This window comes from Acinetobacter sp. YH12152 (assembly GCF_013418285.1).
GTDB lineage: Bacteria > Pseudomonadota > Gammaproteobacteria > Pseudomonadales > Moraxellaceae > Acinetobacter > Acinetobacter amyesii.
In genome coordinates this window covers 58,134-81,101 of the sequence record NZ_VPCH01000001.1, presented here as the reverse complement: position 1 = coordinate 81,101, position 22,968 = coordinate 58,134, and the positions used below count along the sequence as shown (strand labels likewise).

23 protein-coding genes are annotated in these 22,968 nt (G+C 39.8%); 22 read left to right on the top strand and 1 reads right to left on the bottom strand.

Annotation, left to right across the window (positions count from 1 at the left end):
* Nucleotides 1-297 carry a DUF4124 domain-containing protein gene (locus tag FTU83_RS00405; protein ID WP_373683082.1) on the bottom strand — a complete coding sequence of 99 codons (297 nt, stop codon included), beginning with the start codon at nucleotides 295-297 and terminating at the stop codon, nucleotides 1-3.
* Nucleotides 298-1,055: 758 nt separating this feature from the next.
* On the opposite strand from FTU83_RS00405, the gene FTU83_RS00400 reads away from it, so the two are divergent.
* From FTU83_RS00400 to bamB, 22 genes are all read left to right on the top strand, one after another.
* Nucleotides 1,056-2,783, top strand: coding sequence for an acetolactate synthase 3 large subunit (locus FTU83_RS00400; RefSeq protein WP_168378448.1), 1,728 nt, complete (start codon nucleotides 1,056-1,058; stop codon nucleotides 2,781-2,783).
* Nucleotides 2,780-3,271: an acetolactate synthase small subunit gene (ilvN, locus tag FTU83_RS00395; RefSeq protein WP_078189625.1), complete on the top strand. Its 492-nt coding sequence runs from the start codon at nucleotides 2,780-2,782 to the stop codon at nucleotides 3,269-3,271. Before FTU83_RS00400 ends, ilvN begins: the two co-directional genes overlap by 4 nt.
* A 109-nt stretch (nucleotides 3,272-3,380) precedes the next feature.
* A complete protein-coding gene (gene ilvC / locus FTU83_RS00390) occupies nucleotides 3,381-4,397 on the top strand; it encodes a ketol-acid reductoisomerase (RefSeq protein ID WP_078192867.1) in 1,017 nt (338 codons plus the stop codon).
* A 606-nt stretch (nucleotides 4,398-5,003) separates the two neighbouring features.
* Complete coding sequence (locus FTU83_RS00385; protein ID WP_180005395.1) at nucleotides 5,004-5,354, top strand: DUF2971 domain-containing protein; 351 nt, start codon at nucleotides 5,004-5,006, stop codon at nucleotides 5,352-5,354.
* A gap of 32 nt (nucleotides 5,355-5,386) precedes the next feature.
* Entirely contained in the window at nucleotides 5,387-5,845 is a 459-nt protein-coding gene (locus tag FTU83_RS00380; protein ID WP_180005394.1) for a hypothetical protein, read from the top strand.
* A gap of 114 nt (nucleotides 5,846-5,959) precedes the next feature.
* Nucleotides 5,960-6,784: a hypothetical protein gene (locus FTU83_RS00375; protein ID WP_257222505.1), complete on the top strand. Its 825-nt coding sequence runs from the start codon at nucleotides 5,960-5,962 to the stop codon at nucleotides 6,782-6,784.
* 834 nt (nucleotides 6,785-7,618) lie between these two features.
* A complete protein-coding gene (locus FTU83_RS00370) occupies nucleotides 7,619-8,119 on the top strand; it encodes a hypothetical protein (protein WP_180005392.1) in 501 nt (166 codons plus the stop codon).
* A gap of 92 nt (nucleotides 8,120-8,211) precedes the next feature.
* A complete protein-coding gene (locus FTU83_RS00365; protein ID WP_180005391.1) occupies nucleotides 8,212-8,940 on the top strand; it encodes a molecular chaperone in 729 nt (242 codons plus the stop codon).
* A 5-nt stretch (nucleotides 8,941-8,945) separates the two neighbouring features.
* The gene (locus tag FTU83_RS00360) at nucleotides 8,946-11,255 is read left to right on the top strand and encodes a fimbria/pilus outer membrane usher protein (RefSeq protein ID WP_180105462.1); all 2,310 of its coding nucleotides are present in this window, start codon (nucleotides 8,946-8,948) and stop codon (nucleotides 11,253-11,255) included.
* Nucleotides 11,256-11,268: 13 nt separating this feature from the next.
* Complete coding sequence (locus FTU83_RS00355; protein WP_180007213.1) at nucleotides 11,269-11,679, top strand: hypothetical protein; 411 nt, start codon at nucleotides 11,269-11,271, stop codon at nucleotides 11,677-11,679.
* A 475-nt stretch (nucleotides 11,680-12,154) separates the two neighbouring features.
* The gene (locus FTU83_RS00350) at nucleotides 12,155-12,628 is read left to right on the top strand and encodes a sensor histidine kinase (RefSeq protein WP_180105461.1); all 474 of its coding nucleotides are present in this window, start codon (nucleotides 12,155-12,157) and stop codon (nucleotides 12,626-12,628) included.
* Nucleotides 12,629-12,747: 119 nt separating this feature from the next.
* On the top strand, nucleotides 12,748-14,025 hold the full coding sequence (locus tag FTU83_RS00345) for a glycosyltransferase family 4 protein (protein ID WP_373685347.1): 1,278 nt from the start codon (nucleotides 12,748-12,750) through the stop codon (nucleotides 14,023-14,025).
* Between the two features lie 190 nt (nucleotides 14,026-14,215).
* A complete protein-coding gene (locus FTU83_RS00340; RefSeq protein WP_180105459.1) occupies nucleotides 14,216-14,767 on the top strand; it encodes a phosphatase PAP2 family protein in 552 nt (183 codons plus the stop codon).
* 121 nt (nucleotides 14,768-14,888) lie between these two features.
* The gene (gene iscX, locus FTU83_RS00335; RefSeq protein ID WP_078189615.1) at nucleotides 14,889-15,089 is read left to right on the top strand and encodes a Fe-S cluster assembly protein IscX; all 201 of its coding nucleotides are present in this window, start codon (nucleotides 14,889-14,891) and stop codon (nucleotides 15,087-15,089) included.
* A gap of 109 nt (nucleotides 15,090-15,198) precedes the next feature.
* Nucleotides 15,199-15,630, top strand: coding sequence for a nucleoside-diphosphate kinase (gene ndk / locus FTU83_RS00330; RefSeq protein WP_004697669.1), 432 nt, complete (start codon nucleotides 15,199-15,201; stop codon nucleotides 15,628-15,630).
* 123 nt (nucleotides 15,631-15,753) lie between these two features.
* Nucleotides 15,754-16,989 carry a 23S rRNA (adenine(2503)-C(2))-methyltransferase RlmN gene (gene rlmN / locus FTU83_RS00325; protein ID WP_180105458.1) on the top strand — a complete coding sequence of 412 codons (1,236 nt, stop codon included), beginning with the start codon at nucleotides 15,754-15,756 and terminating at the stop codon, nucleotides 16,987-16,989.
* 15 nt (nucleotides 16,990-17,004) lie between these two features.
* On the top strand, nucleotides 17,005-17,808 hold the full coding sequence (gene pilW / locus FTU83_RS00320) for a type IV pilus biogenesis/stability protein PilW (RefSeq protein WP_078189612.1): 804 nt from the start codon (nucleotides 17,005-17,007) through the stop codon (nucleotides 17,806-17,808).
* Complete coding sequence (locus FTU83_RS00315; protein WP_180105457.1) at nucleotides 17,799-18,593, top strand: helix-turn-helix domain-containing protein; 795 nt, start codon at nucleotides 17,799-17,801, stop codon at nucleotides 18,591-18,593. The genes pilW and FTU83_RS00315 overlap by 10 nt, the downstream gene beginning before the upstream one ends.
* A gap of 23 nt (nucleotides 18,594-18,616) precedes the next feature.
* Nucleotides 18,617-19,738, top strand: coding sequence for a flavodoxin-dependent (E)-4-hydroxy-3-methylbut-2-enyl-diphosphate synthase (ispG, locus tag FTU83_RS00310; RefSeq protein WP_078192661.1), 1,122 nt, complete (start codon nucleotides 18,617-18,619; stop codon nucleotides 19,736-19,738).
* 3 nt (nucleotides 19,739-19,741) lie between these two features.
* Nucleotides 19,742-21,037, top strand: coding sequence for a histidine--tRNA ligase (hisS, locus tag FTU83_RS00305; protein WP_078189609.1), 1,296 nt, complete (start codon nucleotides 19,742-19,744; stop codon nucleotides 21,035-21,037).
* A gap of 30 nt (nucleotides 21,038-21,067) precedes the next feature.
* Entirely contained in the window at nucleotides 21,068-21,766 is a 699-nt protein-coding gene (locus FTU83_RS00300; protein ID WP_180073271.1) for a tetratricopeptide repeat protein, read from the top strand.
* Complete coding sequence (gene bamB, locus FTU83_RS00295) at nucleotides 21,763-22,908, top strand: outer membrane protein assembly factor BamB (protein ID WP_180105456.1); 1,146 nt, start codon at nucleotides 21,763-21,765, stop codon at nucleotides 22,906-22,908. The genes FTU83_RS00300 and bamB overlap by 4 nt, the downstream gene beginning before the upstream one ends.
* Nucleotides 22,909-22,968 lie beyond the last annotated feature (60 nt).

The window sequence follows — 22,968 nt, the reverse complement described above, 5'->3', positions numbered from 1 at the left end:
TTATTGTGCTGCGGCAGCTACCGCTTGAGCTTGGCGGAGTGCTGCATTGGCTTCGCGTTGTTGTTCTGCTTGTTGCTCATTTTGTTCATTCGACTGTTCGGCTTCACGTGAAACCTCTTCTTGGTTTTTTGCTGGAGTTGATTGCGTAGTCGTTGTTGCGCCATAGGTATTTACTTTACCTTTACGCTGCGCATTTTTTGGCGGTGGCGTGGTGGTGTAATGCGTTGAACCTTTAGCATCCACCCATTTGTAATATTCTTTCGCTGAAAGGTCCAAACTGGTCAGGCAAAACGCCATGCTAGATAAAATACAGGCAGTTCGTGCAATCGTCGTCTTCATCATAAATTCAGTCCCAAAGTTATAGTGATCATGCAAAATTATGCTGAAAATTTTGCGCTTTTTTGACAGCAGAATCTATGCATTTTTTAGCACAAAGGATAAAAGGGGCATCGCGTGGGATGAGTAACTTTGTGAATGATGATTTGTGAATGATGAATTGTGGAATTAATAAGCAATCAAAATATTGTGTTTTTATCATTTAATCCATGCCTTAAGTTGAAAGTGAGGCAATTGAATTAAAAACCCACAGCAATTCATTTAATTTATTTATTAGATTTATAAAAGTATTTTATTAAATACATGCTAACTGGTTATAAATAAACAAACTACAAAGAATGCAAAGAACGGGAGTGTGCTTAAAAAACAAACGGTCTGTAAGTAATCAGAAAAAAGCCCATTTTTAAACTTGACTTTAATGGTTGAAACTACAAAAATGCTGTCTTTAGTTTTATATGCCTTAGATCGATCACCCTTCGAATGAGTGCATTTTAGCAATGGACTTCTTCTCTAGCCGAGAGGTTGAACAAAGCCAACAAAATATGTTTATCCCAACATGTTTTAGACCCCATATTGCTCAAACAGCAAGCAGGTCAGATTTTTTTCTTATTGCTATGAAAACTATGAAATTTGTGTGCTATAACAGAGCACACAGTTAATGAATTAACCACGACAAATGCCCTCCATTTGTGCGTGAAAAAAGATTAGGGTGAATCACGTTGGAACTTTTATCTGGTGGTGAAATGCTCGTACGCGCTTTAGCGGACGAAGGCGTTGAACATGTTTTTGGATACCCAGGCGGCGCAGTACTGCATATTTATGATGCGCTATTTCAACAAGAAAAAATCAATCATTACCTAGTGCGCCACGAGCAAGCTGCTGGTCATATGGCTGATGCTTACTCACGTGTCACAGGTAAAACAGGTGTCGTACTGGTGACATCTGGTCCGGGTGCAACAAATACCGTAACTCCAATTGCAACTGCCTATATGGACTCAATCCCAATGGTGATTTTGTCAGGTCAGGTTGCAAGCCATCTTATCGGTGAGGATGCGTTCCAAGAAACGGATATGGTTGGTATTTCGCGCCCAATCGTAAAACACAGCTTCCAAGTACGTCATGCAAGCGAAATCCCTTCGATTATTAAGAAGGCATTTTATATCGCTTCAAGTGGTCGTCCGGGTCCTGTTGTCGTTGATATTCCAAAAGATGCAACGAATCCTGCAGAGAAATTTGCTTACGAATATCCTGAAAAAGTGAAAATGCGTTCGTATCAACCGCCGCATCGTGGTCACTCAGGTCAAATTCGTAAAGCAATTGATGAATTGATTCATGCTAAACGCCCAATTATTTATTCAGGCGGCGGTGTGGTTCAAGGCAATGCTTCTGCACAGTTGACAGAACTTGCACATTTACTGGGTTATCCAGTAACCAGTACCTTAATGGGTCTTGGTGCGTATCCGGGCAATGATGAACAATTCATCGGCATGTTGGGTATGCATGGTACTTACGAAGCCAATATGACGATGCACAATGCAGATGTGATTCTGTGTGTGGGCGCGCGCTTCGATGACCGTGTAACCAATAATCCAGCGAAATTCTGTCCAAATGCCAAAGTCATTCATATTGATATAGACCCAGCAACGATTTCAAAAACAATTATGGCGCACATCCCAATTGTGGGTGCAGTAGAGCCTGTATTGACTGAAATGTTGGCTCAATTAAAGCAATTGAATGTGTCTAAACCAAATCCAGAAGATATCGCGGCTTGGTGGAAACAAATCAATGAATGGCGTCAAGTTCATGGTTTGAACTATGATAAACCAACTGATGGTTCAATGAAGCCACAGCAAGTTGTTGAAGCGTTGGATAAAATTACCAATAGCCAAGCCATCATTACTTCAGACGTTGGTCAACACCAAATGTTTGGTGCGCTTTACTACAAATACACACGTCCACGTCAATGGATCAACTCAGGTGGTCTAGGAACCATGGGTGTAGGTTTGCCATATGCTATGGCAGCAAAACTTGCCTTCCCAGATCAACAAGTAGTGTGTATTACTGGCGAAGCATCGATTCAGATGTGTATCCAAGAACTTTCTACATGTAAGCAATATGGCTTGAATGTAAAAATTCTATGCTTGAATAACCGTGCATTAGGTATGGTTAAGCAATGGCAAGACATGAACTACGAAGGTCGTCACTCAAGTTCTTATGTTGAGTCACTTCCTGACTTCCCTAAATTAATGGAAGCGTATGGGCATGTGGGTATTCAAATTGATCATGCAGATGAACTCGAATCGAAGCTTGCTGAAGCAATGGCGATCAATGACAAGTGCGTGTTTATTAACGTGATGGTTGACCGTTCAGAGCATGTATATCCAATGTTGGTTGCTGGCCAGTCAATGAAAGATATGTGGTTAGGCAAAGGAGAGCGCACACAATGAGACATATTATCTCTGTACTTGTAGAAAACGAAGCAGGTGCGCTTTCACGTTTGGTAGGTTTATTCTCTCAGCGTGGTTATAACATTGAGACATTAAACGTAGCGCCAACAGAAGATCCGACGCTTTCGCGTTTGACTTTAACCACGTATGGCGATGAGCATAAAATTGAACAAATCACCAAACAACTCAACAAGCTTGTCGAAGTTGTTAAAGTTGTTGATTTGTCTGAAGGTGCTCATATTGAACGTGAATTGATGTTAATTAAAGTCAAAGCACTCGGTTCAGCACGTGCCGAAATTAAACGTACTGCGGATATTTTCCGTGGACAAATCGTAGACGTAACGCCAACGACATATACCATTCAAATCGCAGGTACAACTGAAAAGATAGATGGTTTTATTGATGCCTTAGCTGAAAATACAATTCTAGAAGTTGTACGTTCAGGTGTTTCAGGTATCGCACGTGGCGAAAAAGTTTTAACTATCTAATTTTATATATTCACCTCACTCCTATGGGTGAGGTACTTGAAACGTGAATAATCAAACAGAATCACGGTATCAAGTTAAAGGAAACGAAAGCATTTTAGCGGAGACAGCAATGCAAATTTTTTACGATAAAGACACAGACTTATCTATCATCCAAGGCAAAAAAGTAGCAATCATTGGTTATGGTTCACAAGGCCATGCTCATGCGCTTAACCTTAAAGATTCAGGCGTTGACGTAACTGTAGGTCTACGCGCTGGTTCTACTTCTTGGAAAAAAGCTGAAAATGCTGGTCTTAAAGTTTCAGAAGTTCCTGCTGCTGTAGCTCAAGCTGACTTAGTTATGATTTTGACTCCAGATGAGTTCCAATCACAACTTTACCGTGACGTAATTGAGCCAAACATCAAGCAAGGTGCAACGCTAGCATTTGCTCATGGTTTCTCTGTTCTTTATAACCAAGTTGTTCCACGTGCTGACCTTGACGTAATCATGGTTGCTCCAAAAGCGCCTGGTCATACTGTACGTTCAGAATTCCAACGTGGTTCAGGTGTACCTGATCTTATCGCTGTTCACCAAGATGCTTCTGGTAATGCACGTAACGTTGCGCTTTCTTACGCTTCAGGTGTTGGTGGTGGCCGTACTGGTATTATCGAAACTTCATTCCGTGAAGAAACTGAAACTGACCTTTTCGGTGAGCAAGCAGTCCTTTGTGGTGGTGCTGTTGAATTGGTTAAAATGGGCTTCGAAACTCTTGTTGAAGCTGGTTATGCACCAGAAATGGCTTACTTCGAATGTTTACACGAACTTAAATTGATCGTTGACTTAATGTTCGAAGGCGGTATCGCGGACATGAACTACTCAGTATCAAACAATGCTGAATATGGCGAATACGTAACTGGCGTTGAAGTAATCAACGAACAATCTCGTGAAGCGATGCGTAATGCGCTTAAACGTATTCAATCTGGTGAATACGCGAAAATGTTCATCCAAGAAGGTGCGTTGAACTATCCTTCAATGACTGCTCGTCGTCGTCAAAACGCGGCGCATGGTATCGAAGTAACTGGTAACAAGTTACGTGCGATGATGCCTTGGATCCAAGCGAACAAAATCGTTGATAAAGAGAAAAACTAATTTCTTGAATCAATTGATTTGAATACGAAGACCCACTCATTTTGAGTGGGTTTTTTAATATCTAAAGTTACGTGCCTTAAAAATAGAAAAGCATGCTTTTCTATTTTTACGTACCTTGGATCCAAGCGAACAAAATCGTAGACAAAGAAAAGAACGAAGTTCTGATATCTAAGTCAAAAAGCCCTTGTTTTTAACAGGGGCTTTTTTATCCCTTATAAAAGACGGCATCAAGGCTACGAGCCTCAAATGATGTAAGCGATGCTTTCATCATTTTCGCGCCTTGGATCCAAGCGAACAAAATCGTTGATAAAGAGAAAAACTAATTTCTTGAATCAATTGATTTGAATACGAAGACCCACTCATTTTGAGTGGGTTTTTTAATACCTAAAGTTACGTGCCTTAAAAATAGAAAAGCATGCTTTCATTCCTTACGCGTCACACAGAATGGTGTGCTGCCTCGTTGTACTTCGTACAAAACAGTGTTTGTACTCGTTCATACTTTGGATAGAAGTGAACAAAATCGTAAGCAAAGAAAAGAATTTATTTAATTAATTATCTTTTGAGTTTTATGCTACAAAAAACCCAATATTAGCGTGGGTTAGGATAATGATTTTATATAAATATGTGAGTTTTGAAGCTGCTTTAACGATTTTAAAAACAAAATCTCTAGGTTTTTCAGATTTAGAAGATTTTAATGACCCATTTGAATGCACTGGTTTTGGTTTTTATGATTTGGATGTGCCGACATCCCTAGCAATAGGGGCATTCCGTAATCGGTTTTCTAGAAAGTATGTGATTTTAAGTTTGACTAGAACTGCTTTAAATCCACTCATGTGGTCACATTATGGGGATAGTTACAAAGGTGTTGTGATCGGAATTGACACATGCAAAGCAGGTTTTGAGTGTGATATACAGATGGTGATCAATTTATTATTCCTTCAACAAAAGGAGAGTTGAGATATTTAAAAACAGCGCCGAAGCAAGCCAATGTGGCAAGTGTTGAAAAATTAATGTCTGTAGGAAATTCAAATATTTTAAATTGGGATAATGAAGAAGTTTTAATAAAGCATGGTTTGCTTTATAAAATGCAGGAATGGGCATACGAAGAGGAAGTACGTATTGTAAAGAATATTAGCGATGCTCAATTCGGGTATCACTTTTCTACAAAAACACATGCATATATCAATGACCAACTTTGGCAAAGAGTCCAATTGCAAACGCGTCCAATTTATACATTAAAATTGCCTGAAGAAGCCTTTGTTGAAGTATATGTTGGGAAAAATGCATATATTGATCTTAGAAGAAAGCAAGAGCTTGTGAAGCCCGTAATTGATCATAAGGTAGATCAGTTTGAATTGCTGAAAGATCTATGTATTGAATCTAATATTGGTTTGAAATGTATTTCATTAGATTTGGAAACATGGGCTTTAAAAGCGACTCCAATTTAATCTGATAGTTTGAGTCGTAGGTAGTTTCAAAACTCCTATATTTGTGTCATCTGTGTTGAATTTAGGTTGTGATAGAGTAGGCATTATTCATGCTGCATGGAGTGTGTAATTGCAATGAAAATATCAAAACTCTCTCTTTTACTCGCTCTTTGTCTACCTGTGGTGAGTTTTGCACAAGATGCAGATATAACACTGTCTGAGTTAAAGCCTTTACCTGATGTTCGCATATCCATGCAGCGGATGCTTCGCTCGACTGAAGGACGCTATTTCTTAGATTTGTATGCTGGCATATGGAATCCGCACGGGACGTTGACTGATCTGCAAGAGCCCAAACAAATTAACTTTAAAGGGACTCAAAAAGCAGATTTTATTGACTTGAATTCAGTCAATGTTGGGACGGAACAAAGTGCTGCAGCAGCTTATCGATTGGCAGGTACATTGAATGCAAATACAGGCTACTTTAAAGCTGAACTGACGGAACAAACGGCACCACCATCTACAAGTTATCTACAGTTTGAACCTGCGTTTAAAGCTGCAGATAAACCTATCCTGCTGTTTAAGTTTTATGGGGTGCAATCCGCAGACCAACCTTATGGGAAGTCTCTAAAACGCGTAGATGTGGTTAATAAATCAAATGGCAAAGTACTACAGTCATTACAAGGCTTTAATGCTTTTGGGAATAGTATGGGATTCTTAGATGTAAACTTTGATGGATACTATGATGTTGTACTTTCAGATACCTCTGATGGTCGAAAAATAGAAGATAAGCGATTTATTTATTGGATGTACAATCCTAAAACGAAGAATTTTCAACGCTCACCACAATTGGAAAAAATTGCTGGCTTCCCAAAATTAAAAGGAGAGTTGCAGCAGATCGACTTTGGATCAGGTCAAATCTTTCGAGTCGATCAAGGATTGCTTTATCCAGTCAGTGAGTAAGTTAAATTTTAAAAAGCCCCATAACTTGGGGCTTTTTTTATTTATAGAATTTTCTAAAGATGAATGTAGATACTTTTAAATGAGGTAGTCAGTATTTTGAATAAAAAATCAAAGTAAAAAGAGGGTTGAAAGAGAGGGACTGAATTTTAACATACATGATATTTCATGTAATAAATGAGATTCTAAAAATTTGAAAAACAAAAAACTGAAATTTAAAGAAAGAAAATATGATTTACAAAAGCTTAACATTGGAAACTAAGACGTGTTTCAAAACCTGTAATTTAATACAAAGGCTCAGTATTTGGTGACGTAATTCTTGTATTGCGTTTCAAAAGACATACCTGAAAGTAGTGATTATACATTCGAGATTCTATTTAAAAATAAAATTTAATCGGCCTTTACTATTAATATAGTTGAATATTCAAATATTATTGGTTTGTTTGAAAATTATTTTGAACTATTTCACAAATATTTGGTGAAATATGTAACAGCCTATATTATTTTTAATGTTACTAAATTTAATAAAAACAATAAGATATGTTATACCAAAAAATAGGGATATGAAAAAAATCCCCAAAATTTGGGATAAAGAGAAAAATTAAATAAAAATATAAAAATTAAAAATATTTAATATATTACAACCACATAATTTAAATATTCGTAAAAAATAATATTACATGAATATTCGTGTGAATATTCCGCATTAGGTTCTTTTTTTCTCCACATGATTAAGAATGAATCAGCACCTAGGGAAAGTAAGATTAATTAGTTTTTCTTAATAAATATCCTTTGATGCACATACTAATAAATCTCATATGAGAATGGAGAAGTGAAATGTCTACATCTAAAATTTTAACCGCAGTACTATCTGCAACATTGTTCGTAGCACTTCCAGCAACATCTGCAATCGCTGGTGGTAAAAAAGAATCTAAACAATGTGGCGGTGCGCCGTGTGAAGGCGAAATCGACATAAAGTTACAGATTCTTAAAGCATGTGAGCTTTTGGTAGGTAAAGACATCAAACTCGTTGAAGACAGTTATACGGGTGCTAGTGGCTTTACAGTTACAACGAACACTCCATATACATTAAATCTATCTACGCTAAACGCGGGTTCAAGTGCAGATACTTTTGTAAAACATGAAACCACTAGTGATAAAGTATTTACAAAAATCACGACTTCAAAAGGTGGTGTGAATTATCCAATCGGTTCTACACCTGTAGCTGGTATGAGCGTTGATAACTTTGCTGTATCTGTAGCTCCAAAAAATACAATTTCAGGTACTCAACGTGCTGGTACATACAAAGATACTTTATATATCAAAGTAGCTTACTAATCCAAATTTAGGGAGTTGATTCTACACAGTTAGGGTCAACTTCTTTTTATTTTTGAATTGATAATAATATTTAAATGTACTGGGGTGGGTATATGAAAAGTTTATTCAAAGTCGTTTCATTTAGTTTAATGACTTGCTTATTGAGTCCTCAAATATTTGCAGGTATTTCAATTAGCCCTGTGCAGTTATATTTAACCGATAAATCTAAACAACGCAGTGCGACATTTACTTTGGAGTCGAAAGGGGATGATGAGACACCACGTATTTTTGAGGCTCAAGCATTTAAATGGACTCAAAATGCCGCAGGGGAAGATGTTCTTTCACCTGAATCCAATATTATTATCAATCCGAAGAACTTTATTTTAAAACCAAATTCAAAACAAATGGTTCGTGTGGGTTTTACTCAATCTGTAGAAAGTATGAACCTACAACAAGAAGAAGCATGGCGTATTCTTTATACTGAGCTACCTCAAGTGACGAACTCTGAATCGAAAATTGCACTGTTATTAAGTATTAATGTGCCATTTTTTGTCGGCAAACAAGAACCCGCTTATTTGAAATTTATTGCTAAAAAATCGAATGGTCGCACCATTATTCAGGTTGAAAATTTAGCAAAATCACACATTCAAATCCAAAAACTTTATGTCATCGATAAAAGCAAGAAAACAGTCGCTGAATCTTCCGATATGAAATATTTATTGGCATTAGGTAAAAACCAATACGACATCGGGAGTGTTTCTTTACAAGGCGCTAGTAATTATAAAGTCGTTGTGGAAACAGATAAAGGTGACACTCCTTTGGAGTTTAATTTAGTTGAGTAGTGGCTATGAATAGAATTACATTGCTTCTATATTGTATTTTATGTGCTAATTCTGCTCATGCAGAAGCTGTTGATATGCCTGATGATTTATTTCCAACCAGTATTTGGGTAAACGAAGTAGACCGCAAGAGCGAAGTATTATTACTGACTGAAAATAACAAGTTTTATATAGAGTGCGCAGATCTTGATAAGCTGCAAATTAAAGTAGAAATTCTGAAACGACATGCAACTAAAAATTCATTTTGTTTGGTAACGGATCAAGATATTCATTCTGGATTTGATCCTCAATTGCAAGCTATCAAAATTAATCTTCCATCAAAATATTTCTTTGGGCTAGAAACGGATGCCTTAATCAGTCAGCCGATGCCTGCAAATTTTGGTGCATTTCTCAATTATGAAATGCACTTTGAAAATAACACTCAACATAATAATTTTGGTGTACTGCCTGAACTTGGGGTGTTTAAAGACAATTGGATTTTAAGAAATAATGCCTTTTATCGAAATAATAAAGGGGATGATTATCGTGAAGAAAAATTTGTAAGGTTAAATAGTAGTCTTGAGTTTGATTTCTCCAAAAGTGCGACCAAGCTGATTATTGGTGATACGACCTCTGCCTATAGCGCATTAATTCATGGTGTGCGATTTGGTGGTTTGAGTTTTGGTACAGACTATACGTCACGTCCAGATTTTGTGTATTGGAATATTCCAAGTCTAAAAGGTAGTGCAGTTTTACCTTCGACTGTTGATTTATATATTGATGGCGTAAATATTTATCAGAAAAAGATTTCACCTGGAGATTATAACTTACAAACAGGTGCCAATATTGAAAGTGCAGGTACAGCGCAAATGGTTGTACAAGATGTCTTGGGGAATACCACTGTTCGAAGCTTCCCGGTGTTAATTAGTAGTAAATTGCTCAAAGAAGACTTAAATGATTACAACATTTCATTAGGGAAACTACGCTTCAGTTATGACGAAGAAAATAGTGATTATCGCGATTTTTTCAGTTCAGCCTATTGGCGTAGAGGTGTCACCAGTCGTACCACGTTGGGTGCAAGTGCTACCTATAGTGACAAAGTAAAAAATGCAGGACTGCTATGGACGCAAGCGGTCAATCGATGGTTTGTTTTAGACAGTATTTTTTTAGGCAGTAAAACCGATAATGACGATGGCTATTCTGCAGGTTTGGCTATTAGTCGTAATTTCGGGAAACTCAATTTTGGTGTGAGTTCACGCTACGCTACAAATGATTATCGGGCGTTAGGTTATGAAGATAATCATATTTTTCCAAAATTTGAAAATATGGCGTATTTGAGTTTTGCTAATTTCCCATTCTTTCAAAATTTAAATCTGAACTATATCGAACAAACCCAGTATGAATCTAATGATCCTTTATTTGAATTAGAGGATCGCAAAATGCTCACAGTGGGTGTGAGTCGCGAAATCACACAGAATTTAATGTATACCGCCAATTATTTTAAAGAATTTGGTGATAGCGATGACTCAGGTGCTTTTATTACATTTTCTTATAATTTTGGTGGTGGTAAACGTATTCAGGCTGATGCAGGTACCAATAAATCCGGCGGTGTACGTTTCATCCAAAATGCATTTGGTGAATATGGTGCAAATTATGCGCTAGGTGTGGATTATCGTAATGATGAAACGGTATTAAATGCCTATAGTGGTTTGTCCACTAATGTTGGTGATTTAACCCTAAGTCATCTCTATAGTGAAAATGATTCAACAACACAGGTTGGCTACCGTGGCGCTATGGTGTGGTTGGGTGGTCAATACGCATTGACCAGTTTTGTCGATAATGCTTTTGCTTTAGTGAATGTTGGTGGTCGTGAAGATATTGATGTCATGCGATCAATGTCTCCAGTCGCGAAAACCAATAAAAAAGGCTATGCCTTTGTACACGATATCGTTCCTTATATTAATTACGATATTTCATTCGATGAAAACCAATTGCCGATCGAAAGCAAAGTTCCGAATGCTGCACATCGTTTAGTTGCGTTAAGACAGCGTGGTTATAACATTAATTTTTCAGTATTTGATACACAACAAATATTGGTCAAAATATTGGATGAACAAGGTCATCAATTTGTGGCAGGAAGTGAAGTTGCAATTGATACCCCAGAAGCTGATGTTTATCCAGTGGGTTCAGATGGCACGGTAATGTTATATGGTTTGGTTGAAGGCTACTACAAGTTGACGGTGAGGACCAGTGGTGGTCGATCTTGCCAAACAGCTTTAACAGTGCCGAAAAAGGTAGAAAACCAAACTCCTGAATTAATTACATTGCAGTGTAAATAAAGGAGTATTTCCAATGAAAAGTATTTTACTCATCTCAGCAGCGTTATTTAGTTCAATGACATTTGCAGCGCCGAGTCGTTGTGAAATGGGACGAATCAGTGAAACCAATATGCGCTTGGCGAATTACTATAATAGTCAAGCGGCAAGTTCATTTAGTGTCGATTGTTCCGGTAAATACCGCATACGCTTTAATAGCCGTAATTTGCAGGATACTTCGGGCAGTAGTTTTGTGACGAATGGCCCGATTAAGCTCAAAACACGGATGACTGTTTCAGGTGCGATGGAAAATCTGTGGAATGTTTCTACCGAGCAAGGCGCTGGCAAAAATAACTATGTGATTGCTGTGCGTTTGGTGGAGCGAGTGAATGCAACGACACCAGCAGGAATCTACCGCGATACAGTCTTTGTAAATATGGTGTTTTGAGTTGCTTAGCGACAAAATTTATTTCAAGCCCAAGGTGATTATATGCGGAGTGCTGATTTCGTTCATACCGCTAGATTGAAGCTTGATGATAGATATTTAGGTGAATCTTGGGCTTTAATCTAAGTAGCTTAATTTTCTGCTATGCATATAAAGTCAGAAATGAAGGAAATTTGATTTCAGCATATGCTTCCCCGAAAACTACTTTGGGTGTGGCGATTTTTTTTGCACTACGCTTGACTAAAAGTGTAAGACGAATTGAAAAATTTAATGGCACTTTGGCCACACTGGTCGCACAAACAAATGAGAGTAAATACACATTTTACACAATCATTATCAGTTGGAAATGGAAAATATTCGCTTGCAAGAGCGTATTCAAATAGCACATGACCTACATGATGGCTCAGCTCGATCATTGCGATTAATGGCATAGGCTGAGCAGAGCGCCAAAGATCTGACCAATCCACAATTTTTATCGATGTTGAAAATTTTAAGAGATGATTTACGACAGATCATTGATAGTGGTCCTAGTTTAGGCACTAAACTGCCTGAAACCCCTTTGTTATGGATGGCACCCTTTAGGCACCGTTTTAATCAGTTATTTGATGAGCTCGATATACACGCTAAATGGTCAGTTCCTGCAAAATGGGAAGTGGATGTTACTCCAATGGAATGTTTAACCCTACAGCGTGTAGCCGAAGAAGCATTAACCAATATTGTGAAGCATAGTCATGCGACCGTGGTGCAGATTCGGATTTATTATGAAAACTCGGCATTGATAATGGAAGTAGAAGACAATGGTGTGGGGTTTGATGTGGATCTGGTCAATCAAGCCGGTTTGAGTGTGGGGCTTCGTAGTATGAGTGGGCGTTTAGAGCGGATGAACGCAGATATGCAAATCACTTCTCGTGCGGGTCAGACGATTTTAAAAGTGATTAAAAATTACGGATAAATCATGATTTTGTAGAAGAAATTAGTCAATTTTTTTCAATAAACTGTCATCAAATAATCATCAAAATGCAAAAAACTGCTGCTTAAACTGTGACTATACATTTATAAGAAGCATGTAAGATCATGACAGAATCGGCTATTAATTTAGGGCGTATGCAGGATGAACCTGCGCGATTTCAGTTCCAATTTAAGCATATGCAATCACGAATGGATGTGCAAACGGTCTCAACCTTAATCCGTCCACCTCTAAAAATTGCCATTGTTACAGATACGTGGGCGCCAGAAATTAATGGTGTTGCACATTCTTTATTGCAGCTGTGTAAGGGTTTGCAGCAACAAGGCAACTCAATATTTTTAATACGTCCTGAACAGTCCGAAAGTTGTCAGGATTTTCGACCTGATCAAGAGTGTTTGGTTCGAGCGCAGTCGATTCCTAAATATTCAGGTTTACAATTTGGCTGGCCGCAACTAATCAAACTCAGTAAAGCTTTAAAAAAAGCCCAAGTCGACATTGTGCATATAGTCACTGAAGGGCCTTTGGGTTTTGCTATGCTTCAACTGGCGCGTTCTTTACAGATTCCTGTGTCCAGTGGTTTTCATTCGGCCTTTCATGATTTTAGTCGCTTCTTTGATTTAGCGTTTTTAATGAAGCCTGTACAACATTATTTACGATGGTTTCATAACAATACTCAACTTACCTGTGTACCGAGCCAAGATACTGCAGATGCCTTGCATCGATTAGGTTTTAGTTGTCCATTGGTGGTGGTGGGGCGTGGTGTGGACCATAGTCGATTTTCTCCCTCACATTATCGAGCAAAACTGAGACAACAGTGGCAAGCAGATGAACATACCCGCGTGATGCTCTATGTCGGACGGCTATCTCCTGAAAAAGAAGTGGATGTTTTAATTTCTGCCTATCGTTCGATGTTGGCCATGGATGCACGAACGAAATTGGTCATTGTGGGTGATGGGCCTGATCGTGAACGATTAATGCAACTGGCAAAATCCCTAGATGTTATTTTTATGGGAAGTTTAAGTGGTCAGGCTTTATCGGAAGCCTATGCCAGTGCGGATGTTTTTGTTTTCGCAAGTCAGGTTGAGACCTTTGGTAATGTGGTTTTGGAGGCAATGGCCAGCGGATTGCCGGTGATTGCATATAATGCTGCATGTGCCCAATTGCACGTGAGAAATCAGCAAACGGGATGGTTATGTCATTTATCTCGAACCGATGAATTTATTCGTCTTATGCAACAATTGCCGCAACGCGCTAAATTAAAAACCATGGGCATCGAGGCGGCAAAAGACGCTGCTAAAATTGGATGGCAATATCCCGTACAGCAATTTGAGCAAGCGCTATATCGCGTGGTGGATCAAGCCATGATGAGCCAATGGAGCTAGCGCTATTGGTTATATACTGGTTGAGCATCCTCATAACCAATATTCATTGAACTGTCATCAAAGCATCATTGCACTGTCAAAAAGACAACTTAAGCTGAGTCAAACACAGATCTCAACTTGTAAAAATAACAACACAAATCTAGCTCAACCCCAACATAGTCAGACTTTGACTGTAGATAGGAGATTAGCGATGAATTTTAAAAATGCAAAAACAAGAATGCTGCATCTCGATTTAAAAGGCTGTATTTATCTCAATCATTTTTCACATCAACAAGTTGTGGCTGACATATTTAAAATGGTGAGTCGACTTGGTGATGGTGTGTTTTGGTATGTCATGTTGGCGACGGTTTGGATCGTGCAGGGCATGTCTTACAGTGTACAAATCGTCTATGTATTACTGGGTGGTTCCGTCGGGACCTCGATCTATAAACTCCTCAAAAAGAAAACTGTGCGCCCAAGACCGTATCAAGTGCATCAAGTGATTCGCTTAGGTGAACGCCCTCTAGATCATTTTAGTTTTCCATCGGGGCATACTCTACATGCGGTCATGGCAACAACAGTGCTGGGCTATATTCAACCCATGCTGTTGGTCTTAATGTTACCCTTTACTTTATTGGTGGCATTATCCCGCATGATCTTAGGTTTGCATTACCCAAGTGATGTGGCAGTGGGTGCTGCAATAGGCGCTGCAGTGGGTGCGGCGATTATTCTCTGTGCACCTCTTTTGGGTTTGGTTTTATAGTTTGATGTGGACATCACAATTGCAAAATCTGGTAATAAAAAAATTAAAAGGGTTTATCACGTCCAATTGCTGAAATTTGTTAAAGTAAGCCATCATTCTATAGACGATGTTAGGAAGACCCATGGGTTTACGCTGGACAGATACCATTGATATCGCAATTGAGCTGTATGAAGCTCACCCTGATGTTGATCCGCAATGGATTCGCTTTACTGACCTACATGCATGGGTATGTGCATTGCCAAATTTCACTGATGACCCAGAAAAGTCGACTGAAGGTCTGCTTGAGGGAATTCAGATGGCCTGGATTGATGAGGCAAGTTAATCCCTACATCGAAAAAAGCAATTTTTTTGTATAGCAAAAGCAGAAAATAGCGCATTATTCGGTATAATGCGGCAAATTTTTCACGTCAAATTGACTTAAGGAGCCTCTCATGGCTATTGAACGTACTTTATCTATCGTTAAACCAGACGCAGTTGCTAAAAACCACATCGGCGACATCTTTGCTCGTTTCGAAAAAGCGGGTCTTCAAATCGTTGCAACTAAAATGAAACACTTGACTCAAGCTGAAGCTGAAGGCTTCTACGCTGAGCACAAAGAACGTGGTTTCTTTGCTGACCTAGTTGCATTCATGACTTCTGGTCCAGTTGTAGTTTCAGTTCTTGAAGGCGAAAACGCAGTTCTTGCTCACCGTGAAATCCTTGGCGCAACTAACCCTAAAGAAGCTGCTCCTGGTACTATCCGTGCAGACTTCGCTGTAAGCATCGACGAAAACGCTGCTCACGGTTCTGACTCTGTAGCATCTGCAGATCGTGAAGTTAACTACTTCTTCGCTCAAACTGAGATCGCTCCACGTACTCGTTAATTCGAAGTATTCAAACCAGATAAGTGGTATACTGCTTGTCTGGTTTTTTTATTCTCTGAATAATTCTTTGCTCAATAACTGAGCTTCTCCTTTGATCTTTAGACATGGTTTAGGTAATTACACATGAGTACTGAAGTAGTCGCTACATCAGCTGTTTCTGATGCACAGCAACAATCTCCATCCGCTCCGACGCAGCAAAATACTGTGGAGAAAGTGAATTTACTGGGCATGTCACGTCCGCAAATGGAAAAATTCTTCGAAGAAATGGGGGAGAAAAAGTTCCGTGCTGGGCAGGTGATGAAATGGATTCATCAGTTCTTCGTGACTGATTTTGCTGAAATGACCAATATTTCAGGCAAATTGCGTGAAAAACTAGAAAAGATTTGTGAAATTAAAGCGCCTGAAGTGGTGCATAAAAATTACTCAAAAGACGGTACTCGTAAATGGGTGTTCCGTGTAGGTGATGGTGCAGGTTCATTGGTTGAAACCGTGCTCATTCCTGCAGAAGATAAAACCGGCGCACGTAAGACCTTGTGTATTTCGTCACAAGTGGGCTGTGCTCTGGATTGTTCATTCTGTTCAACTGGTAAACAAGGCTTCCAACGTGACTTGAGTCAAGCTGAAATTATTGGACAGCTTTGGATGGCGAACTTCTCTTATATGGAAGATGTGCCAGTTGCGGATCGTGAACGTTCAGTGACCAACGTGGTGATGATGGGCATGGGTGAGCCACTGTTGAACTATGATGCCGTATTGAATTCAATGCGTATCATGCTGGATGACTTTGCGTATGGCATGTCGAAGCGTCGTGTGACTTTATCAACATCAGGTGTGGTGCCTAAAATTGACCAATTGGCACAAGACATTGATGTGGCCTTGGCCATTTCACTCCATGCGTCAAATGATGAATTACGCAACGAACTAGTTCCGATCAATAAAAAATATCCGTTGGAACAGTTGATTGCAGCTTGTCAGCGTTATATCGCCAAAGATGGCAATGAAAGTTCACGTAAACATGTGACCATCGAATACGTGATGTTAGATGGTGTAAATGACCATCCTGAACATGCACAGCAAATGTTAAAGCTGTTGAAAAACTTACCAAGCAAAATTAATTTAATTCCGTTTAACCCGTTCCCGCATGCGCCATACGGTCGTTCAAGCCGTAACCGTATTATTTCTTTCCAAAAAACTTTGTCTGATGCCGGTTTTGTGTGTACGATTCGTCAGACACGTGGTGATGATATCGACGCTGCGTGTGGACAACTCGTGGGGCAAGTTGCTGACCGTACTCGTCGTGCGGAGCAATGGAAAAAGAAAGTTGCGCAGCAAAATGAGATACTGCGCTCACAAGGATAATAAAGAGGCAGCCAATTGAAAAAGTTAACGTATAAGTTCACTTTCGTTTCAGCTTTATGTGCATCGGTTTTGGCATTAACAGCATGTCAAACGCCTGAGATTGGGAAAAAAGACCCAGAGAAAGCCGTAAAAATCAGAACGCAATTGGCTGTTGAACACCTGAAAGCAGGGGATTTGGACTCTGCTAAACGCGCATTAGATCAGGCTTTAGAAGTGGATTCTCGCGATTCCCAAGCCAATATGATGATGGGTGTCTTACTACAACGAGAAGGCAGCCCAGCCAACTTAGAAAAAGCAGATAGTTATTTTAAGCGTGCAATTTCAGCAGACTCAAAAAATTCTCAAGCGCGTAACAACTACGGTACGTATTTATACCAAGTTGAGCGCTATAATGATGCGATTGAACAGTTCAGCATCGCAGGTTCAACTTTAGGTTATGATCAACGTTTCAAAGCATTGGAAAATTTAGGTCGAATTTACCTGAAAGTGGGTGATGTGGCGAATGCTGAAAAATCATTCAAACAAGCTTTGCAGGCTAATCGTGATTCCTATGTTTCAATGTTAGAGTTGTCTGAAATCTTTTATTTGAATCAGCAGTTCCCTGCTGCCACACAAATGTATGAACAATTTGTACGTGCAGTAGGACAAAAAAATCAGGGTGCGCGCGCACTCTGGATTGGCATTCGAACAGCGCGTGCCAATGGCGACAATTTGGGTATGCAAGTACTGGTTAACCAGTTACGTGCTTTGTTCCCAGAAAGTCCTGAATACCAACGCTATTTGCAATTACAGTACAGTACTGAGGCCGTATGGAAGTAAATCCTAATTCACCGCAATCGAATGGTTCGAGCGTAGCTCCAAATGCATTAGGAAATGTACAACGCCCAGGTGAGTATTTACGTCAAGTACGTATTACGCAAAAACTGGAACTTGAAGCTGTCGCATCAGAACTCAATATTCCATTAAAAACACTGACTGCACTTGAGCAAGATGATTATAAGTCATTGCCTGAAGCGACCTTTATTAAAGGTTACTACCGCACTTATGCCAAATATTTAAAAGTTGATGCAACCAATATCATTCAACGTTTTGATGATATTTATGCCAACGATACGGGATTGTTGCCAAATCACGCGTTAAATAATTCACCGATTAAAATAATGGGTAAATTACCTGGTTCTAATCGTGACCGTAATCGTAAATGGATCAAACGTGGTCTGATTGCATTGGTGGTGTTGGTGGTCATTGGTGCGATCGTGGCGGCGATTCAGGGCATGACCTCGGGCAGCGATAATGAAGACGCTGTGACCAATGATGTCGCTTCAGAAGTTCAAGTCCTCGACATGAATGGCGGAAATGCAGCGGTCAGCGGTGATCAATTGACATTGACCTTCAGTAGCCCAACTTCAGTACATATTGTGGATTCTACGGGTAAGGTGTTGGCGACAGGTCGTCAAGCATCGACGCTCAACTTAAGCGGTGAAACACCATTCCAAATTCGTTTGGATGATGCAACAGCAGTGTCATTAAGCTTAAATAATGAAAATATTTCATTGTCACCATATACCGTAAACGGCAAAGCAGATTTCCGTTTATCACGTTAAGGGACAACAGAGCAGACTGAACAATGATTGAAAATCCAATTAAGCGCCGTCCAACGCGTAAAATTAAAGTAGGTTCGGTGTATGTCGGTGGTGATGCGCCGATCAGCATCCAAAGTATGACCAATACTGAAACCTGTGATGTCGAAGCGACCGTGGCACAGATTCAGCGCTGTGTAGACGTCGGTGCGGACATCATGCGTGTTTCTGTACCGAGTATGGAAGCTGCTGAAGCTTTTGGTGAAATTCGTAAACGTGTGCAAGTGCCATTGGTTGCCGATATTCACTTTGATTATAAAATTGCTTTACGTGTTGCAGACCTTGGTGCAGATTGTTTGCGTATTAACCCGGGTAATATTGGCTCAGAAGCTAAAATTCGTGAAGTGGTAGCTGCTGCACAACATAATGACATCTCTATGCGTATTGGTGTCAATGCCGGTTCACTGGAAAAAGATATTCAAAAGAAATATGGTGAGCCTACAGGTCAGGCTTTGCTTGAATCTGCAATGCGCCATATTGATATTTTAGACCGTTTAAATTTCCATGAATTTAAAGTGTCAGTCAAAGCATCCAATGTCTTTCTGACGATGGATGCGTACCGTTTGTTATCTAAACAAATTGATAACCCATTACACTTAGGTGTGACTGAAGCAGGTGTCTACCGCACGGGTTCAGTCAAATCTGCTATCGCTTTAGGCGGTTTGTTGATGGAAGGCATTGGTGACACCATGCGTATTTCATTGGCAGCAGAGCCTGAAGAAGAAATCAAAATTGGCTTTGATATTTTAAAATCATTGGGCTTACGTTCGAACGGCATTAACTTTATTGCATGCCCAAGTTGTTCGCGCCAAGAGTTTAATGTCATCAAAGTTATGCAAACATTGGAAGAGCGTTTAGAAGATATTCGTACCCCAATGGATGTATCGGTGATTGGTTGTAAAGTAAATGGTCCGGGCGAAGCCAAAGAAGCCGATATTGGTGTAGTAGGTGCAAGTCCGCGTTCACTGGTGTATCGTAATGGCGAAAAGAGCCATTTAATTGACACAAATCAGTTGGTTGACGAAATCGAAGCGATGGTTCGTCAACGTGTTAGCGATCTTGAAGACGCTAAAGCTAAAGAGATTATTCGCACAAGTTTTTCTGAGTAGATCATGAGTTCAATCGTCGCAATCAAAGGTTTTAATGACATTCTCCCTACGCAAAGTCCTGCATGGAGACGTCTAGAACAGCATCTATCTAGCCTGATGGATGCTTATGGTTATCAGCAAATTCGCTTGCCGATTGTGGAGCAGACTCATCTGTTCAAACGTTCTATTGGTGATGCAACGGATATCGTTGAAAAAGAAATGTACACATTCTTAGACAAAGGTAATCCGCCTGAGTCTTTGACTTTGCGTCCAGAAGGAACAGCAGGGTGTGTGCGTGCAATGCTTGAACATAACTTACTTCGTGGTGCTACACCGCGTGTATGGTATGTTGGCCCAATGTTCCGCTATGAAAAACCACAAAAAGGTCGCTACCGTCAGTTCCATCAATTTGGCGTAGAAACCTTTGGTGTTGCAACACCAGATCAAGATGCAGAATTGATTTTAATGACTGCGCGTTTGTGGAAACGCATGGGCGTTGCAGATAAAGTTCAATTAGAACTCAATACTTTAGGTGAGTCTGATGAACGTGCAGCTTATCGTGCGGCATTGGTTGAATTTTTAGAGTCACATAAAAATGACTTAGATGAAGATTCTCAGCGTCGTCTCACCACAAATCCACTGCGTATTTTGGATTCTAAAGATGCAAAAACACAAAGCATTTTGGAAAATGCGCCAAAACTTCACGACTTTATGGGTGAAGAAACGTTGGCTCACTTTGCCCAATTGCAGCAGTATTTGACTGATGCTGGTATTGGTTTTGTGATCAATCAGAAATTGGTTCGTGGTCTCGACTACTACAATAAAACGGTCTTTGAATGGACAACTACACACTTAGGTTCTCAAGGAACGGTATGTGCTGGTGGTCGTTATGACGGTTTAGTCGGTCAGCTTAAAGGTAAAGCAGACCAGTCTGTGCCTGCTGTTGGTTTTGCAATGGGTATGGAGCGTTTGCTTCTTCTACTTGAACAAGTGGAAGACAATACCCCAGTGCGTGACTGTGAGCTATTCTTGGTTTCAGATCCTGCAACTCAAGGTAAGGCATTGGTCCTTGCTGAACAAATTCGTGATCAACTTGAAGCAGCGGGTAGCAACATTCGCTTAAAAGTTGGTTCACAAGGTTCAATGAAATCGCAAATGAAAAAAGCCGACCAATCAGGCGCTTTATTTGCTGTGATTTACGGTGAACGTGAGCAAGCAGCTGGGCAAGTGCTGGTGAAAGAGCTAGCGATTGCAGAACAACACGAAGTGAATGTGGCAGACTTTGTTGCCTTCATTATCGAAAAAATTTCTTCAAAATAATCCCTATAACATAAGGAAAAAGGTAATTTCATGAGCGCATTGAGTGAAGAAGAACAACTTGATAATTTAAAATCGTTTGCTAAAAAATATGGCTCTGCCATTGTTAGCGGCATTTTAATTGCGTTGATTGCCTTTTTCGGATGGGAATACTGGCAGAAGAAAACTTTGGCTGAATCACAAATGCAAACAGCCAAAGTCCAGCAGTTAATGGATGATGCTCAGTCGGCGACGGGTGACGCTTTTACACAACTTTCTGCGACTGCAGATAAAATTGTAAAAGAAGCGCCAGATTCGCCACAAGCCATCCAAACTCAGTTGCTTATGGCAAAATTGGCGTATGATAAAGCGGATTATGCCAACGCTGAAAAAGCTTTGAAAAAAGTTGAAAATTCAAAAGTTGATGATGCAGGCTTAGTTCAATTGGTGAAATTACGTTTGGCGTATGCACAATTGGCACAAAAGAAATTTGATGAAGCATTAAAAACTTTAGAAGCGGTTAAAGAACCTGCTTTTCAAGCAACTGCAGATGAAGCCCGTGGCGATGTCTATGTTGCAAAAAATGATATCGAAAATGCAAAGAAAGTTTATCAAAGTGCATGGGAAGCTTTGGTTGAGCGACAAGAAGAACGTCAAATTTTACAAATTAAACTCGAAAGTGTAGGCGTTTTAGTTGATGATCCTGAAATTGAACGTCCGATTATAGATACACAAGTGGAAGCAACTGAATGAATAGAAAATACAAAATTACCTGTGCGCTGACAGTTTTAACACTTGCTTTGGCTGGTTGTGCAAATAAAGGAAAAGTAGAAAAAGTAAAACCAAATCCTTTACCAAAATTGGAACAGGCAAAAACTTTAGCACCTGTATTTTCAAACAGTGTGGCTTCAACTGAAGAAGCAGATCCACTACGTTTACGTATGGATGCAGATAATGGCGTTGTTTTTAGCGTAAATCCTAATGGTGAAGTTCAAGCCTACAAAGGCAAAGAGCGTTTATGGCAGAAGAAAATCTCTAAACAAGGTTTGACTGCAGGTGTAGAAGCAGCTGACGGAATTGTGGTTGTGGGTAATGCAAAAGGTCAATTATTTGCATTAGATCAGGCAACAGGTGAACAAAAGTGGACAGCGCAATTAACCGGTGCGTTACTTTCACCGTCGTTGATTCAAGCAGGTCGCGTTATTTCAGTTACCAATGATGGTACGGTATACGCAAACGATGTGGCAGCGGGCCAACAAACTTGGACCTATAACTTGCCAAATGTGCAGTTTAGTTTACGTGGTATGGCAGCACCGGTATCACTCGATGCGCGTCATGTTCTCATTGCTTCTTCAAATGCCTATATCTATGTGATTGATGCATTGAGCGGTATTCCGAAAATGCAGCGTCGTGTTGCAGTGTCAGACGGTCGTTCAGATGTACAACGTCTCATTGATATTGACGGTGAACCGACTGTAGCAGGTCAATTTTTAATTACCACCAGTTACCAAGGCCAAGTGACAGCGCTTGATCTTGCCTCACAACAAGTGATCTGGAGCAATGATGCGAGCAGCATTCAGCGTCCTGAAGTTGCGGGCAATGGTGTCTTTGTGACACAAACTGATGGTAAAATTGTGGCTTACGAAATTACCACTGGTCAAACATTGTGGGAAAATGACCAATTGCTTAATCGTAATTTGAGTAACCCAGTGATGTTAGGTCAAGACCTTGTGGTTGGTGATCTGGATGGTGTACTTCACTTAATCAACCCAGCGACAGGTGAGTTGGTTGGTCGTTCTAAAACTAGTGGTGAAGTACGTTCACTACGTGTGATTGACAACCAATTATATGTGTCGACACGTAAGGGTGCATTAAGCATTTGGCAGAACCGTTAATTTTTCTGCGGCTTATGTTAAAATAAGCCAAACCGTATTTTTAACGCGGGGGATTGAATC